This window comes from Actinophytocola sp. NPDC049390 (assembly GCF_044466355.1).
Classification (GTDB): Bacteria; Actinomycetota; Actinomycetes; order Mycobacteriales; family Pseudonocardiaceae; genus Actinophytocola.
On sequence record NZ_JBITMQ010000009.1, the window covers coordinates 269,852 to 286,186 of the forward strand.

Genomic DNA, 16,335 nt, shown 5'->3' on the forward strand with positions numbered 1-16,335 from the left:
ACAGGTGGACGTGCGGGAACCCCGCGACCGACCAGTATCTGGGCCGAGGGGTAAACAACCTTCGCGGAGCTTGCGGAGCGAAGCATCGAACACTTCAGGGAGAGACCATGATTGAGGCAGAAGGCCTCAGCAAGCGGTACGGCAAGACGCTGGCCGTCGACAACCTGTCGTTCTCCGTGCGGTCGGGTCGGGTCACCGGCTTCCTCGGACCCAACGGCGCGGGCAAGTCCACCACCATGCGGATGATCCTGGGGCTCGACAAGCCGACGGCGGGCGGCGTCCGCATCGACGGCAAGCGCTACCGGGAGCTGCACGACCCGCTGCGCACCGTCGGCGCGCTGCTCGACGCGAAGTGGGTGCACCCGAACCGCTCGGCGCGCGCCCACCTGCGCTGGCTCGCGAAGTCCAACAGGCTCTCGCCGAAGCGGGTCGACGAGGTGCTGGAGATCGTCGGCCTCACCGACGTGGCGAACCGCCGGGCGGGCGGGTTCTCACTCGGCATGTCGCAGCGGCTCGGCATCGCGGCCGCGCTCCTGGGGGACCCGCAGGTACTGCTGTTCGACGAGCCGGTCAACGGCCTCGACCCGGAGGGCATCCTCTGGATCCGCCGGTTCATGCACCGGCTCGCCGACGAGGGGCGGACCGTGTTCGTGTCCAGCCACCTGCTGTCGGAGATGGCGCTGACCGCGCAGGAACTGGTGGTGATCGGCAGGGGGAAGCTGATCGCGCAGTGCAGCACGGAGGAGTTCGTCGCACAGGCGACGGAAAGCACGGTCCTGGTGCGCAGCCCGCAGCTCCCGCTGCTGCGTTCGGCGCTCGGCCAGTTCGGCGCGAGCGTCCGCGACGAGGGCGACAGCCTGGTCGTCTCCGGCATGGACATCGCCAAGATCGGCGAACTGGCCGCGGAGAAGGGCGTCGCGCTGCACGAGCTGAGCCCGCAGCGCGGCTCGCTCGAGGAGGCGTTCATCCAGCTCACCGGTGACGCCGTCGAATACCACGCCGCGGTGGACCTCGATGACGCCGCGCTGCCCGCCGACCTGACGCCCGCTGGGAAGTGACCCGATGACTCTGCTCGCTGTCGAACGAATCAAGCTCTTCACCACGCGTTCTCCGCTGTGGTGCACGCTGGCCGCGCTCGCGGTCACCATCGGTTTCGCCGCGCTGCTCGCCGGCGTGGACACCGAGAACCTGCCCACGATCGCCTCGACCCAGTTCGGCATGAACTTCGGCCTGATGGTGATCATGGTGATGGCCACGCTGGCGATCACCACCGAGTACCGGTTCGGCACGATCCGGGCCACGTTCCAGGCGGTGCCCAACCGCTCCGCCACGCTGCTCGCGAAGACGACGGTCGTCGCGCTGTTCGCGGGCATCGTCGGTGAGCTGGCCGCGTTCGGCGCGGTCGGGATCTCCAAGCTGATCCAGTCGGGCGCGGATCTCGGCATCAACACCGCGTTCGAGTGGCGTGCCACCGCGGGTGTGGGCCTGGTGTACGCGCTGGCGGCGGTCGTCTCGGTGGCGGTCGGCACGCTGGTCCGCCACTCGGCGGGCGCGGTGTCGCTGACGCTGATCTACGTGCTGCTCGTCGAAAGCCTGGTCGCGCTGATCCCGAACGTGGGCGACGACATCCAGAAGTGGATGCCCTTCTACGTGGTCAACAAGTTCCTGACCGGCGACCCGGACATCACGAACCGGGCGATCACGGAGGGCCCGCCGCCCTCGCTGTCCACGCTGAGCCCGTGGGCCGCACTCGCCTACTTCGCCGGGTTCGCGGTGGTGATGCTGATCATCGCGCTGTTCACGGCCAACAAGCGGGACGCGTAGCGCTCGGGGGAGCCGCTACACGTTCACGGGGGAAGAGGGGCCCGGGTCACCTTCGGGGGGTGGCTCGGGCCCCTTATCGTGCGCCAATCGGGTGAAAAAGCCACCAAGTACCGGGCGCTGGTTAACAAGCGCGAGGGCACCAGCGATGTGCCAGATGGGCCGGAGTGCGGTGTTGTACAACACACCACGCGGTTAAGACCACGTAAAGTCGCCGTGATCCTGCTCACAGCGTGCGGACAGACCTTGTTTACTGAGGTCATATCGAATCAGTGGTCCCCAACCGGCCCAACTGCACAGGGCGTCCTTGGAGGTGGACTTGTGACGGTGGTTGACACCGGCCCCACTACTGATGCCGCTGCCGCGGCTGAGGAGCAACGGCGCTCGTCACACCAACCGTCCACGGCCGAAGCGCTGCGGGTCGAGCCGATGCTCGCCCTCGAGTGGTCGCAGGCCATCGAGCAGTGGGGCGGGGAACAGGACGCCACCACGCCCGCCGAGACCAGACGCTCGTGGCTGCACCGCGCGCCGGAGCAGCAGGTCCTCACGCTGTACCGCGCCATCCAGGAGTCCGACCCGGACGCGCCGGCGCCCTGGTGGCTGCGTGCGCTCGCGGCGGGCACGCTGACCTCCCGCCTCGAGGGGTTCACGGTCGAGGACCGCGTGTCGAAGCTGCTGACCGCCCGCACCGGCTGGGTGTACGTGCCGTGGGGCGCCGACGGCGACTCCGGGTTCTGGGAGTACGTGCCGTCCGAACGCAAGCTGACCGAACCCGGCGTGCCCACGACGCTCATGCTCACCGACCGGCACACCGGCTGGATCGACGTGATCCGCGTGCACCCCAGCGAGGCGAACCCGGCGCCGATCGCGGTGGCCGGCCTCGCGGACCTGCGCGCGAACCTCGCGAGGGTGGAATCGCTCGCCCCTTAGGCTCTCCACCCGTGGAGGCACCCAGGCGCACAGTTGTCAGCTTCGTGAACCGCGGCGGTCGGATGACCGTCGGGCAGACCCGCGCGTGGGAACGGCACTGGTCGGAGCTGGGCCGGGACGTCACGGCGCTGCCGCCGGGCCCGCTGGACCTCGACGAGTGGTTCGGCCGGAGCGCGCCGGTCATGCTGGAGATCGGGTCCGGCATGGGCGAGACGACCGCGAAGCTCGCCGCGGCCGCGCCGGAGGTCAACTACCTGGCCGTCGAGGTGTACCCGCCGGGGCTCGCGCAGCTGATGATGCGTGCCGAGGCGGCAGGGCTGACGAACCTGCGGCTGTTGCGCGGGGACGCGGTGGTGCTGCTCGAACAGCACCTGGCGGAGCGGTCGCTGTCCGGGGTGCGGATCTTCTACCCGGACCCGTGGCCGAAGAAGAAGCACCACAAGCGCAGGCTCGTGCAGCCGTCGCTGGTGTCGGTGATCGCGTCGCGGCTGGTGCCCGGCGGCACGTTGCACATGGCGACCGACTGGGAGCACTACGCGGAGCACATGATGGCGGTGTGCTCGGCGGAGCCGCGCCTGCGCAACCGCCACCCGGACGAGCCCGGTGGCTGGGCGCCCCGGCCGCGGTGGCGCCCGCTGACCAAGTTCGAGAGCCGCGCCGAGGAAGAGGGCAGGGTCAGCCGGGACCTCATTTTCGAACGGGCATGACCGGATTGGGTGGTCTGCGTGTCACATCCGCGGCGAAATGACCGGATCCGAACCGACCCTCGGTAGCTTTCCCCCACGACACGCCACACGTCCAGGTAATCCAGTACGCCTCAACCGGGGCCGATACCCAATGGTGTGACCGCCCTCCGCGACGAGCCCGTCCTCACCCCGGTGCCCGCCCCCGCGCGAGCGCGGCCGCGGGCGCAGTCGCTCTACGACGAGGCCGAGGAGTTCCTCCGCGCGTTCCACCACGCCAGACCGAAGGCCGGGCAGGTGGAGGCGCGGCTCGCGAAGGTGCGCGAGGAGATCGCGGCCACCGGCACCTACCGCCACAAGCCCGCCGAGCTGGCGTACGGCGCGCGGCTCGCGCTGCGGGACAGCGGGTGGTGCCCGGCGAACGTGCCGTGGCGCGGGCTGCTGGTGCGTGACCTGCGGCAGATCCGCGACAGCGCGGAGGTCGCCGCCCAGTGCGTGCAACACCTGCGGATGTCCACGAACGAGGGTGCCGTGCGGCCCATGGTCAGCGTGTTCGCGCCGGACACCCCGTGGCGGCCGGGGCCGCGGCTGCGCAACGACCAGCTCGTCCGGTACGCGGGTTACGCCGAACCGGGACGGGTGCTCGGAGACCGCCGGTACGTCGACTTCACGACCGCGGTGGTCCGGCTCGGCTGGCGGCCCCCCACCGGACGGACCGCGTTCGACAAGCTGCCGCTGGTGGTGCAGACCCCGCACGAAGGGGTCGCCCTGTTCCCGTTGCCGAGGGACGTCGTGCGGGAGGTCTCGCTCGAACACCCAGAGCTGCCGTGGTTCGCCACGCTCGGCCTGCGGTGGCACGCCGTGCCGGTGATCAGCAACCGGCGGCTGCGGATCGGCGGCATCACCTACCCGGCGGCGCCCTACAACGGGGTCTACATCTGCCAGGCCATCGGTGAGGACGTGCTCGCCGACGACGCCGCGTACGGGCTGGCGCGCGTGATCGCCGACCGGCTCGGCCTCGACACCACGTCAGACCGGACCCTGTGGCGGGACCGCGCCGTGGTCGAGCTGAACCGCGCGGTGGTGCACTCGTTCGACGCGGCGCGCGTGACGATCAAGCACTCGGTGGACGCGTTCCTGCCCACGAACGGCGGCGGCAACCGGCCGGCCTTCACGCCCTGGGAGGACGCTCCCGCCTGACCTCCTGGCAGGATCTCGGCATGTTACGTCTGCGTGCCCCGATCGTCCTGCCCTGCGACCCGTCGTGCTCCGTGCTGCGTGACGGGGTGGTGGACGTCGACCCGTCCGGTCGTCTCGGCTACGTCGGCCCGGCCGACGGCGCGCCCGCGACCGAGGCCCCGGTCCGGCAGCTCGACGGCGTCCTCATGCCCGGCATGGTCAACACGCACGCGCACAGCCCGATGACGGTGCTGCGTGGCATGGGCGGCGACCTGCCGTTGATGCGGTGGCTGCGGGAGATCATCTGGCCTGCCGAGGCGAAGCTGTCGCCGTCGGACATGGAGGCCGGGATGTCGCTCGGCTCGGTCGAGATGCTGCGCAACGGCATCACGACGAGCGTCGAGCAGTACTTCCAGCCCGACCACGTGATCCGCGCGGTGCTCGCCACCGGCGGCCGGATGATCCTGGGCCCCGCGATCGTCGACACCCCGGGGCACAGCTGGCGTGCGCAGCTCGACGAGGTGAGCGCCCGCATCGACGTCGACGGGCGGTACCCGGACGACCGGATCGAGATCGGCTACGGCCCGCACGCCGCGTACACGCTGTCGCCGGAGGCGCTGACGACGGTCGCCGAGGCCGCCCGCGCACGGGACGCGTTGCTGCTGATCCACGTGGCGGAGTCGCCCGGCGAGGACGCCGCGCAGCGGAAGTCGCACGGATCGGTGCCGAAGCTGCTGGCGGACATCGGGCTGCTCGGCGGGCGGGTGCTGGCCGCGCACTCGGTGCACCTGTCGGACGAGGACATCGCGATCTTCGCCGAGCACGGGGTCGCGGTGGCGCACTGTCCCGGCTCGAACGCGAAGCTGGCGTCGGGCATCGCGCGGGTGCCGGAGCTGCGGGCGGCGGGCGTGCCGGTGGGGCTCGGCACGGACGGGCCCGCCAGCAACGACGACCTCGACCTGTGGGAGGAGATGCGGCTGGCCGCGCTCGTCGCCCGCCTGTCGACCATGGACTCGGCCGCGCTGACCGCTGCGGACGTGCTGCTGATGGCGACCCGCGGTGGCGCGGCGGCGGTGGGCCGCGACGACATCGGGGAGCTGGCACCGGGCCGCTGGGCGGACGTGGTGCACGTGGACACGGCGTCGGAGGCGTTCGCGGCCGGCCTCGACGTGCCGGACGAGCACCTGCTGGCGAACCTCGTGTGGGGCGCGAACGCACGCGGTGTCCGGAACGTGTGGGTCGGCGGCGAGCAGGTCGTCGCGGACCGCGAGCCGACCAGGGTGGAGCGGGCGAAGGTGCAGGCGCAGGCGGGTGCGGTGACGTCGCGGCTGCGTGGCTAGGAGCTGCTGGCGAACTCGTACACGAACGTCGTTCGGTCTTGCGGGAAACCGAACGCCTCGGCCTCACCGGTGTAGACGGCGACGAGCGTGTCGTCGTCGCGCCACCACGAGTCCGCCAGGCCCTCGACCTCGGGCACCAGTTCGTAGTCGTCGAGGTCGACGGTCTCCACCTCGTCGCCGGTGAGCCGGGTGATGGACTGCGCGGACGTGGTCGCGTGGTGGGCGAGCGCCAGCGACTCCACCCAGCCCTCGACGGTCGCGTGCAGCGGCACCCAGTGGTTGCCGTGGATACCGAACTCGCCGGTCGGGCCGACCATGAACCCGAACGGCACGGCCGTGCGCTGCTCGCCCGCCTCGAACCACCAGCCGTCGTCCGGGGACGGTTCCGGGGTGTCGGCGTTGAGGTAGCGGGGGCCGCCCTCGTACATCGGCGCGGGCGGCAGGACCAGCCCGCCCCAACGGCGCTGGTAGACGTCGACCCGGTCGATCTCCTCGGCCGGGATGCCGAAGCCGAGCCACCGCTCCCGCCACGACGCCACGTCGAGCGCGTCGACCCGCACGCCGTGGGCACCGACGAACCACCTGGCGCGCTGGGTCAGTCCGTCGGGCACGCCCACCCGGTCCCAGTTCATCAGCGGTTCGGCTGCCGGATCACGATCTCGTGGACGTGTGCGTCGCGCGGTGTCTCGACGGCCGCCTTCACCACACCCGCCACGGACTCCGGGCGCATGTACTTCTCCGGGACGTACTCGCCGCCCTCGAAGTCGCGGACCGACTTCTGCATGTCGGTGGCGGTGCGGCCCGGGTGCACCGACGTGACCCGCAGGCCGTGGGGTTCCTCCTCGGCACGGAGCACGTCCGCGTAGGCCCGCAGCGCGAACTTGCTCGCCGCGTACGCGCCCCACTTCGGGTTCGCCTTCAGCCCGGAGCCGGAGTTGATCAGAACCACGTGGCCTTCCGCCTCACGCAGAGCGGGCAGCAGGAGGCGGGTCAGCTCGGCGACGGCGACGACGTTCAGGTCGTACGACTCGCGCCAGTCCGCGGCGGTGACCTCGGTCAGCGGGCCGAGGCGGGAGACGCCCGCCGAGTGGACGAGTACGTCCAGCCGGTCGATGCCCGTGACGGCCGCTGCCAGGGCGTGGTCGTTCGTCAGTTCCACCGGCCACGGGCGGGCCGACGGCAGCCCGGCGGCCTGCGACGCGAGCTCGCTCTCGTCGCGGCCGCCGAGCAGCAGGTCGTGCGTGTCGGCGAGGGCGTCGGCGATCGCCCTGCCGATTCCCCTCGACGCGCCGGTGATCAGGGCGAGCGGGCGATCAGTCATGCCCCCACTCTACGAACGGTAGACCGCCACCACCGACGCCCTCGGCTGCGAGTCGCCGCCGTCCGGCCAGTGCGACAGCGGGTTGTCCGCGCTCGCGCCGTCCAGTTCGCCCGGGTGCTGCACCGACACCAGCACGAAGTCGTCGTCGATCACCGGACCGCACGTCTCCGCACCGGCCGGGACGGTCAGGAACTGCTTGACGTGTCCGCGTTCCCGGCCTTCCAACGGCACCGCGAAGAGGCCGTCGTTGAAGTCCAGCGCGTTGCCGTCGGTGGAGATCCACAGGTTGCCCTTGCTGTCGAACGCCACGTTGTCCGGGCAGGAGATCGGGCTGACCTGCGTCTTGTCGTAGCCGCCGAAGTACGTGTCGTCGGCCGCCGGGTCGCCGCACACGAGGAACAGCTGCCACGAGAACGTGGTCGCGGTGTTGTCGCTACGCCGTTCCTCCAGCTCCAGCACGTGCCCGTGCCGGTTCTTCACGCGCGGGTTGATCTCGGTGGCGCCTTCCTTGCCCGCGTTGCCGCGTTCGCTGTTGTTGGTGAGCGCCGCGTACATCCTGCGGTTCTTCAGGCTCGGCTCGACGTCCTCCGGCCGGTCCATCCTGGTGGCGCCGACCTTGTCCGCCGCGGCGCGGGTGAACACGTAGACCTCCTCTGCGGTGAAGCCGGGGACGAACGACGTGTCGTTGTGCGCGAGCGGGATCCACTCGCCGGAGCCGTCGAACTCGCCGTCGGAGGGGAGCCGCCCGGTGCCGTCGATCTCGGCGGCCGGGCTGTCACCGGTGAACTTCGCGACGTACAGGGTGCCGGAGTCGAGCAGCCGCTTGTTGTGTTCACGCGCGTAGCGGCCGTCGCCCGGCTTGAACTTCCCGTCGGTGACGAACTTGTAGAGGTACTCGAAGCGTTCGTCGTCGCCCATGTACGCCACGACCCGGCCGTCGCGGGCGACGATGACGTTCGCGCCCTCGTGCTTGAAGCGGCCGAGTGCCGTGTGCTTGACCGGGTTCTCGTGCGGCGACAGCGGGTCGATCTCCACGATCCAGCCGAACCGGTTGGCCTCGTTGGGTTCCTTGGCGAGGTCGTAACGGTCGTCGAAGCGTTCCCACTTGCGTTCGCTGGCACCGGCCGGGAAGCCGTAGCGGGCGAGCCTGGCCCGGGCCACCGGGTCGGTGACGGCGTCGGCGTTCGCGAAGTACTGGTTGACGTTCTCCTCGCCGGACAGGATCGTGCCCCACGGCGTGACCCCGCCCGAGCAGTTGTTCTTGGTGCCGAGCACGGTCCGGCCCGCGGGGTCGGCGTTCGTGCGCAGGTACCGCGAACCGGCGGCGGGACCGCGGACGGTGAACGGGGTCCTGAGCGTGATGCGGCGGTTGTAGTGCGGGTCGAGCGTGACCGCGAGCCGTCCTCGGCGGTCGCGCTCGACGACCACCACCGAGAGGCCGTGCGCCGCCCACGCGATCTCCGCCTGCTCACGGGTCGGGTTGTCCGGGTCCCAGCCGTGGAACATGTAGGCCTCGCTGGTGTACTCGTGGTTGGACACCATGAGGTACCGGTCGCGACCGAGCGGGACCAGGCCGCAGAAGTCGTTGTTGAACCCGAACTGCTTGGCCTGCGCGGCGGCCGACTGGTTCGTGAACGACCACGCTGGTGCGTCGGGCAGCACCGGGTCGCCCCAGCGGATCAGCACGTCGTGCTCGTAGCCGTCCGGGACCACGACCGCGTCGAGGGTGTTCGGGGCGACCGGCGCGAAGTCGAGCCCGGTGCCGTGCCGGGCGGGAGCGGCGGCCGCGGCGGTGGGTAACGCCGTCGCGGCGGTACCGGCGACGGCCAGTACGGCGCCCGCCTTCAGGACGCTGCGGCGGCTGACGATCTCCCCGACGACGTCGCCGAAGTAGGGGTTGTCCGAGGTGTTCGGCGCCTCGTGGGCGCACGCGTTGCCGCAGCGGTACTGGCAGGTGGCAGCGGCACGCCGAGGTGAATGGCCGGTGAACAGTGGCAGAAGTTTGCGTTCATCCGCAGGGAACATCAGCCGACCGTAGAACGGCTGATGTTCCCTGCCAAGTGGAGAACGGTCAGAGCTTGTGGTTCCGCTCGGCGCTGGTGGTCAGCGCCCCGCCTTCCACACCGCGACGACCGACGGCCGCGGCTGGCTGTCGCCACCGTCCGGCCAGTGCGACAGCGGGTTGTCCGCGCTGGAGTCATCCAGCTCACCCGGGTGCTGCACCGAGACGAGCACGAAGTCGTCGGTCACGACCGGACCGCAGGCCTCCGCACCGTCGGGCACCGTGAGGAACTGCTTGACGTGCCCGCGCTCGCGGCCCTCGACCGGCACCGCGAACAGGCCGTCGTTGTGCGACAGCGCGTTGCCGTCCGTGGAGATCCACAGGTTGCCCTTGCTGTCGAACCCGACGTTGTCCGGGCAGGAGATGGGGCTGACCTGCGACTTGTCGTAGCCGGCGAAGTACGTGTCCGGGGACGCCGGGTCACCGCAGAGCAGCAGCACCTTCCAGGAGAACCGGGTGCCGGTGTGGTCACCGCGGCGCTCCTCGAGTTCCAGGACGTGGCCGTGCTTGTTGCCGACCCGCGGGTTCGGCTCGGTCGCGCCTTCCTTGCCCGCCTTGCCGCGGTCGGAGTTGTTGGTCAGCGCGGCGTAGACGCGGCCGTTCCTCAGGCTCGGCTCGACGTCCTCCGGGCGGTCCATCTTCGTCGGGCCCACCACGTCGGCGGCGAGCCGCGTGAAGACGTAGACCTCCTCGGCGGTGAAGCCGGGGACGAACGACTTGTCGTTGTGCGCGAGCGGGATCCACTCGCCGGAGCCGTCGAACTCGCCGTCGGAGGGGACCGTGCCGGAGCCGTCGATCTCGGCGGCCGGGCTGTCACCGGTGAACTTCGCGACGTACAGGGTGCCGGAGTCGAGCAGCCGCTTGTTGTGCTCGCGTGCGTAGCGGCTGTTGCCCGGCTTGTACCTGCCGTCGGTGACGAACTTGTACATGTAGTCGAAGCGCTCGTCGTCGCCCATGTACGCGACCACGTGGCCGTCGCGCGCGACGATCACGTTGGCGCCCTCGTGCTTGAAGCGGCCCAGCGCGGTGTGCTTGACCGGCGTCGAGTCCGGGTCGAGCGGGTCGATCTCGACGACCCAGCCGAACCGGTTGGCCTCGTTGGGGTTCTTGGCCAGGTCGAACCGCTCGTCGAACCGTTCCCACTTGCGCTCCGACGCGGTCCCGCGGATGCCGTAGCGGGCGTTGCGCGCCTTGGCGACCGGGTCGGTGACGTTGTCGGCGTTCGCGAAGTACTGGTTGAAGTTCTCCTCGCCGGACAGGATCGTGCCCCACGGCGTCACGCCACCGGCGCAGTTGTTCTGCGTGCCGAGGACGCGGCGGCCGGTCGGGTCCGCCTTGGTCCTCAGGTACGCCGAGCCGGCGGCCGGGCCACGCACCTCGAACGGCGAGGTCATCGTGATGCGGCGGTTGTAGTGCCGGTCCAGCTGCACCTCGAGACCGCCGCGGCGGTTCCGCTCCACCACGACGACGGACAGACCGTGCGCGGCCCAGGCGATCTCGACCTGCTCGCGGGTGGGGTTGGCCGGGTCGTAGCCGTAGAACATGGCCGACTCGGTGGTGTACTCGTGGTTGGACACCATGACGTAGCGGTCGTGGCCCAACGGGACCAGGCCGCAGAAGTCGTTGTTGTAGCCGAACTGCTCGGCCTGCGCGGCCGCGGTCTGGTTCGCGAAGTCGAACCGCGGCGCGCCCGGCAGCACCGGGTCACCCCAGCGGATGACCACACCCTGCTCGTAGCCCTCCGGCACGACGACCGCGTCGAGGTCGTTCGGCGCGACCGGCTCGAAGTCGAGGCCGGTGCCGCGGCCGGCGCCGTGATTGCCGTGACCGCGCCCCGGCGTCGCGACCGCGGTCCCCGTGCCGACGGCGGCCATACCCGCACCCGCGACGGCGATCACCGCGCCGGCCTTGAGCATCTTGCGGCGGCTGACCACGTCGGCCACCACGTCCGCGAAGTAGGTGTTGTCCGAGGTGTTCGGCGCCTCGTGCGAGCAGGCGTTGCCGCACCGGTACAGGCAGGTGATCGAGGACCGCCCGCCCTTGTGGTTCGTGGTGAGCAACGGGAGGAGCCGGGGTTTGTCGGCTGGGGACACGCTTGGCCTCCACTGTCAGGTCTGGGAACGGCCCGACGCTAGGAGGCCAAGACCAGCGGTGCGCGTTGTGCAGATGAAGACAAGATGAACAGCTGGGACATCCGCGCAGGTCACACGGAGTGTGATCAGCTGATCGCAGTCACCAGCACGGTCCCGTTCGCGTCCTTGGCGGTGTAGCCGAAACCCTGCTTCGAGCCACCGAAGTCGGCGAGGAGGAACCGCGCGCCTCGGACCTCGGCGACGAGATCAAGAGGTACCGGCTCGCCGAGTGCCGCCCGGACCTCCAGCTCGTGCACCTGCGGCGCGACCACGAACAGCATCAGGTGTGGCAGGGGCCCACTGTCCGGCACGTCCCCGCCGAGCACCGAATAATCGAGCACGAAGCCCATGGGCGCCGGCCACGTCGGGGGCACCTGCTCGCACATCCTCGGCACCGGCGGGCCTTCCGGACCCTGCTCGGCGATGCACATCTCCTCACCGCGGCCCTTCTCCCGCACGTACAGCACGGCGCTGTGGTCACCGAACCGGCCGAGTTCGACCGGCCCCACGAGGTAGCCGGTCGAACTGCCGGGCTCCGCGGTCGTGGGTCCGGTCGCGACCGGCGCGGACCCTGGTCCGCCGCCACTCACGGCGACGGGCACCGCCACGGCGGCGACCACCACCGCGGCGGCCGCGGCGATCAGTGGGACGCGCCGCCGGGGTCCACCCGCCAGCCGCCGGTCGAGGTCGGCGCGGGCGTGCGGGCTGGGGGGCACGGTGTCGGCGAGTTCGCCGAGACCGGTCCGCAGGCGGTCCTCGAGGTCGTTCATCGGTCATCCTCCCCGGCCAGCGCCTCGCGCAGCGCGGCCATGGCCTGGCTGGTAGTTGCCTTGACGGTGCCCACGGCGATGCCCAGCGTGTCCGCGATCGACCGCTGGTCGAGGTCGAGCCAGTAGCGGAGCACCACGACCTGCCGCTGGCGGCGGGTCAGCCGGTCGAGCGCGTCCGCCACGGCACGGTTGGCGAGCGCGACGGACTCGGCCGAGGCCGTGTCGCGGTCGCGGTCACGCGGCGTCCCGCGCACGACGCGCAGGTGCCGCAGCCGCGACCTGGACAGGTTCACGACCGTCCTGCGCAGGTAGGGCAGCGCCTTGTCCGCGCTCGCGAGCCTCGACCAGCGGCCGTGCAGGCGGACGAACGCCTCCTGCGCGATGTTCTCCGGGTCGTCCGCGCCGAGCAGGAACGCGAGCCGCTTCATGAGCTCGAAGTTCTGGTCGAACACCGCGTCGAACCCCGCACCTGCCGTGCGGGGTTCCGACGTGTGCCCGGTCGCCGTGTTCATGCCCCTTTGACTCCTGGCACGGCTCCTGGGTTTAGAAGCCGATCGCCTCCTTGACGAGAACGACGGTCGCACGGTCGGCCAGGAACTCCCGCTCCAGGATCAGGGTTTTGCCCATGAACGAGTCCATGCCCCGCTCGCGCATCGCGTTCGCCACGATGGGCAGGCAGTGGGTGCGGACCCGACGCAGCGCGGTGTCGAGGTCGGGCACGACCTTCTGCCCGCCGACGAGGTAGATCACCTTCTCCGCACCGGCCGCGTACGGGCCGAGCTGGCTGCCGCTGAACGAGGTCACGACGAGCACGCCGTCCTCGGTGACCGCGTGCACGCTGCCGACGATCACGTCCGGCACGGCGCCCATGGTGATCTGCGCGCGGACGTCGGCCGGGTCGGTGCCCGCGAGCCGGGCACGGACGGAGACGAACTCGTCGCCCTCGTCGATGTCGGCGACCAGGCCGGACAGCCGCACGCTCTCGCTGTTGGCGGTGAAGATGGCCTTGTCGCGGGGCAGCAGGTCACGGACGAGCGAGCGGGCGTCGGCGACGGTGTCGACCACGTGGGTGGTGTAGTTGCGTTCGGCGAGGCCCTTGGCCGCCCGGTGGATCGACTCGGCCTCGGCGACGTGAGCGAACGACTCGTCGACCGGCAGCGCCTCTGTGGTGGTCATAGCCCCTCTTCGATGGGTGGTTCCGATTGGTAACTGACCCCATCGTGAGGAACTATGGTGTGTGCCGGAAGACGGCACCTTTTTCTGCCTCGGTGAGCCGGAGGTAACCGTGCAGGTACCGGAAGAGCAGCGCGACCGGATGTGTCACGCGCGACAGGTCCTGGACCGCGTCGGCGACAAGTGGTCGATCTCGGTGATCTACGAGCTCGGCGGCAAGACCCTGCGGTTCACCGAACTGCGCCGCGCGATCGACGGCATCAGCCAGCGCATGCTGACCTCGACCCTGCGCGCGCTGGAACGCGACGGGGTCGTGGCACGCACCGTCCACCCGGTGGTGCCGCCGCGCGTCGACTACCACCTCACCGGGCTCGGCCTGACGCTGTCCGAGACCGTGTGCTCCCTGATGAGGTGGGCCTACGACCACGCGGACGAGATCGACGAGGCCCGCGCGGCGTACGACCGCCGCGCGGACCAGCGGGCGATCTAGCGGTCCAGCTCGCCCGCGATGAACTTCTCCACCGCGTCGTAGGCCTCGGAGTCGGAGTACTGCTCCGGCGGCGACTTCATGAAGTACGAGGAAGCCGACAGGATCGGGCCGCCGATGCCGCGGTCCAGTGCGATCTTCGCGGCACGCACCGCGTCGATGATCACGCCCGCCGAGTTCGGGGAGTCCCAGACCTCCAGCTTGTACTCCAGGTTCAGCGGGGTGTCACCGAAGGACTTGCCCTCCAGGCGCACGTAGGCCCACTTGCGGTCGTCGAGCCACGGCACGTGGTCCGACGGGCCGATGTGCACGTCCGCCTTCGCCATCTCGTGCGGGATCTGCGAGGTCACCGACTGCGTCTTGGAGATCTTCTTCGACTGGAGGCGCTTGCGCTCCAGCATGTTCATGAAGTCCATGTTGCCGCCGAAGTTGAGCTGGTACGTGCGCAGCAGCTCCACCCCGCGGTCCTCGAACAGCTTCGCCATCACCCGGTGCGTGATGGTGGCGCCGACCTGCGACTTGATGTCGTCGCCGACGATCGGCACGCCGGCCTCGGTGAACTTGGCCGCCCACTCCGGGTCCGACGCGATGAACACCGGCAGCGCGTTGACGAACGCGACCCCCGCGTCGATCGCGGCCTGGGCGTAGAAGCGGTCCGCCTCCTCCGACCCCACCGGCAGGTACGACACCAGGACGTCGACCTTCGCCTCGCGCAGGGCGGCGACGATGTCGACCGGCTGCTCGTCGGACTCGGTGATGATCTCGCGGTAGTACTCGCCGAGGCCGTCGAACGTGTGCCCGCGCTGCACACTCACCCCGAGCGGCGGCACGTCGCAGATCTTGATCGTGTTGTTCTCGCTCGCGACGATCGCCTCGGACAGGTCGCGGCCCACCTTCTTGGCGTCCACGTCGAACGCCGCGACGAACTCCACGTCCCGCACGTGGTAGTCGCCGAACTGGACGTGCATCAGGCCCGGGACGCGGGTCTCCGGGTCGGCGTCACGGTAGTAGTGCACGCCCTGCACCAGCGACGCGGCACAGTTGCCGACGCCGACGATCGCCACCCGGACGCTGCGACGCTGTTCGCCCATGCCGGTTCTCCTTCTCCCTGTGTGAACCGCGACGCCCCGGTCGCGGTGGTCCGAAGTCGCAGATCCGCACTGACCTGCCAGTGTCAGTCAGCGCCGTCATTCGACGCCGTCCTGCCGTTCCTTCTGCTCTCTCTGTTCGGTCGCGATCAGCTCGTTGAGCCAGCGGACCTCCCGCTCGCTGTGTTCGAGCCCGAGCCGGTGCAGCTCGCGGGTGTAGCGGTCGATCTGCTCACCCGCCCGCGCCACCGACGAGCGCAGCCCTTCCCGGCGTTCCTCCACCCGGCGCCTGCGGCCTTCGAGGATGCGCATCCTCACCTCGGCGGGCGTGCGGGAGAAGAACGCCATGTGAACACCGAAGCCCTCGTCGTCGTAGGCCTGGGGGCCGACGTCGGCGAGCATCTCCGCGAAACGCTCCTTGCCCTCCGCGGTGAGCTTGTAGACCCGCTTGGCGCGCTTGCCCCAGGCACGCGCGGCCGCCCGTTCGTCCACGCCGTCCTGCTCCCGCTCGTCGTCCTCGACGATCAGCCCGGCCTTCAGCAGCCTGCGCAGCGTCGGGTACAGCGAGCCGTAGGAGAACGCGCGGAGCGTGCCGAGCATGTCGAACAGTCGTTTCCGCAGCTCATAGCCGTGCATCGGGGCCTCGTGCAGCAACCCGAGGATCGCGAACTCAAGCATCCGCCACTCCTCTCGTGCGCACCTGACCTACTCGGCCACTATATCGCGCCGATACATCAGGGAGGTTTCGAAGAAGTAGACGTGGCAGTGATCACGAACTCTCAGGACACGGGAACGTCTCGGCGAGGTCACAGCGCAACCGCAGGTCACGGCCGTTGACAAACCGTGACCACATCACTTCTTCAACGCAGAGTGGCGACACTGCCGCGCGCCGTGCGCCAATCGGCGCGTGGACGTGGTAACGGCGCCGCGTACGCTGTGCTCCGTGCGTACACAGCGGCAGGTGGTCGACTACGCGTTGCAGCGCAAGGCGCTGCTCGCGGAGGTGCACTCCGGTCGTGTCGGCACCATGGACGTGTGCGACGCGAACCCGTACCTGCTGCGTGCCGCCAAGTTCCACGGCGAACCGAGTGACGTGACGTGCCCCGTCTGCCGCAAGGAACCGGTGACGAAGGTGTCCTGGGTCTACGGCGACGAACTCAAGCACGCGTCGGGCTCGGCCCGCGCGCCGGAGGAGCTCGTGCGGATGGCGGCGCTCTTCACGGAGTTCACGGTGTACGTCGTCGAAGTTTGCCGCACCTGTGGATGGAACCACCTGGTGCAGTCATACGTCCTGGGGACGGGTGGGATAGACACCCACAAGCCACGGAGGAGGACAGCGGCGGAGTGAG

At 70.1% G+C, this 16,335-nt stretch carries 17 protein-coding genes; 8 read left to right on the plus strand and 9 right to left on the minus strand.

What is annotated here, in order from left to right:
- The first annotated feature begins 107 nt into the window (after positions 1–107).
- The 6 genes from ACIBVP_RS25665 (at position 108) to ACIBVP_RS25690 (ending at position 5,953) form a co-directional block, all read left to right on the plus strand.
- A complete protein-coding gene (locus tag ACIBVP_RS25665) occupies positions 108–1,058 on the plus strand; it encodes an ABC transporter ATP-binding protein (protein WP_396108853.1) in 951 nt (316 codons plus the stop codon).
- Between the two features lie 4 nt (positions 1,059–1,062).
- Positions 1,063–1,824 (plus strand): ABC transporter permease, encoded by a 762-nt coding sequence (locus tag ACIBVP_RS25670; RefSeq protein ID WP_396108854.1) that lies wholly within the window; start codon positions 1,063–1,065, stop codon positions 1,822–1,824.
- 318 nt (positions 1,825–2,142) lie between these two features.
- Positions 2,143–2,751, plus strand: coding sequence for a hypothetical protein (locus ACIBVP_RS25675; protein ID WP_396108855.1), 609 nt, complete (start codon positions 2,143–2,145; stop codon positions 2,749–2,751).
- Positions 2,752–2,813: 62 nt separating this feature from the next.
- Entirely contained in the window at positions 2,814–3,458 is a 645-nt protein-coding gene (trmB, locus tag ACIBVP_RS25680; protein ID WP_396108856.1) for a tRNA (guanosine(46)-N7)-methyltransferase TrmB, read from the plus strand.
- Between the two features lie 135 nt (positions 3,459–3,593).
- On the plus strand, positions 3,594–4,634 hold the full coding sequence (locus tag ACIBVP_RS25685; RefSeq protein WP_396108858.1) for a nitric oxide synthase oxygenase: 1,041 nt from the start codon (positions 3,594–3,596) through the stop codon (positions 4,632–4,634).
- 20 nt (positions 4,635–4,654) lie between these two features.
- Positions 4,655–5,953, plus strand: coding sequence for an amidohydrolase family protein (locus ACIBVP_RS25690; RefSeq protein ID WP_396108859.1), 1,299 nt, complete (start codon positions 4,655–4,657; stop codon positions 5,951–5,953).
- On the opposite strand, the gene ACIBVP_RS25695 is transcribed toward ACIBVP_RS25690, so the two are convergent.
- From ACIBVP_RS25695 to ACIBVP_RS25725, 7 genes are all read right to left on the minus strand, one after another.
- Positions 5,950–6,585, minus strand: a complete 636-nt coding sequence (locus tag ACIBVP_RS25695) for a hypothetical protein (RefSeq protein WP_396108860.1) — start codon at positions 6,583–6,585, stop codon at positions 5,950–5,952. The two genes, ACIBVP_RS25690 and ACIBVP_RS25695, sit on opposite strands and share 4 nt — an antisense overlap.
- Entirely contained in the window at positions 6,585–7,274 is a 690-nt protein-coding gene (locus ACIBVP_RS25700; protein WP_396108861.1) for an SDR family oxidoreductase, read from the minus strand. The genes ACIBVP_RS25695 and ACIBVP_RS25700 overlap by 1 nt, the downstream gene beginning before the upstream one ends.
- A gap of 9 nt (positions 7,275–7,283) precedes the next feature.
- Complete coding sequence (locus tag ACIBVP_RS25705) at positions 7,284–9,299, minus strand: PhoX family protein (protein ID WP_396108862.1); 2,016 nt, start codon at positions 9,297–9,299, stop codon at positions 7,284–7,286.
- Between the two features lie 78 nt (positions 9,300–9,377).
- On the minus strand, positions 9,378–11,429 hold the full coding sequence (locus tag ACIBVP_RS25710; protein ID WP_396108863.1) for a PhoX family protein: 2,052 nt from the start codon (positions 11,427–11,429) through the stop codon (positions 9,378–9,380).
- Positions 11,430–11,554: 125 nt separating this feature from the next.
- A complete protein-coding gene (locus ACIBVP_RS25715) occupies positions 11,555–12,238 on the minus strand; it encodes a hypothetical protein (RefSeq protein WP_396108864.1) in 684 nt (227 codons plus the stop codon).
- Positions 12,235–12,750, minus strand: coding sequence for a sigma-70 family RNA polymerase sigma factor (locus tag ACIBVP_RS25720; RefSeq protein ID WP_396108865.1), 516 nt, complete (start codon positions 12,748–12,750; stop codon positions 12,235–12,237). Before ACIBVP_RS25720 ends, ACIBVP_RS25715 begins: the two co-directional genes overlap by 4 nt.
- Before the next feature lie 31 nt (positions 12,751–12,781).
- Positions 12,782–13,414 (minus strand): LUD domain-containing protein, encoded by a 633-nt coding sequence (locus tag ACIBVP_RS25725; RefSeq protein ID WP_396108866.1) that lies wholly within the window; start codon positions 13,412–13,414, stop codon positions 12,782–12,784.
- A 139-nt stretch (positions 13,415–13,553) separates the two neighbouring features.
- Between ACIBVP_RS25725 and ACIBVP_RS25730 the strand changes: the two genes are divergently transcribed.
- Positions 13,554–13,901: a winged helix-turn-helix transcriptional regulator gene (locus tag ACIBVP_RS25730; protein WP_396108971.1), complete on the plus strand. Its 348-nt coding sequence runs from the start codon at positions 13,554–13,556 to the stop codon at positions 13,899–13,901.
- On the opposite strand, the gene ACIBVP_RS25735 is transcribed toward ACIBVP_RS25730, so the two are convergent.
- Together ACIBVP_RS25735 and ACIBVP_RS25740 are read right to left on the minus strand one after the other, a co-directional pair.
- Positions 13,898–14,989, minus strand: coding sequence for an inositol-3-phosphate synthase (locus tag ACIBVP_RS25735; protein ID WP_396108867.1), 1,092 nt, complete (start codon positions 14,987–14,989; stop codon positions 13,898–13,900). The two genes, ACIBVP_RS25730 and ACIBVP_RS25735, sit on opposite strands and share 4 nt — an antisense overlap.
- A 96-nt stretch (positions 14,990–15,085) precedes the next feature.
- The gene (locus tag ACIBVP_RS25740; protein ID WP_396108868.1) at positions 15,086–15,664 is read right to left on the minus strand and encodes a PadR family transcriptional regulator; all 579 of its coding nucleotides are present in this window, start codon (positions 15,662–15,664) and stop codon (positions 15,086–15,088) included.
- A gap of 265 nt (positions 15,665–15,929) precedes the next feature.
- Here ACIBVP_RS25740 and ACIBVP_RS25745 point away from each other — a divergent pair, with 265 nt between their 5' ends.
- Entirely contained in the window at positions 15,930–16,334 is a 405-nt protein-coding gene (locus ACIBVP_RS25745; protein WP_396108869.1) for a DUF5318 domain-containing protein, read from the plus strand.
- Position 16,335: the final 1 nt, after the last annotated feature.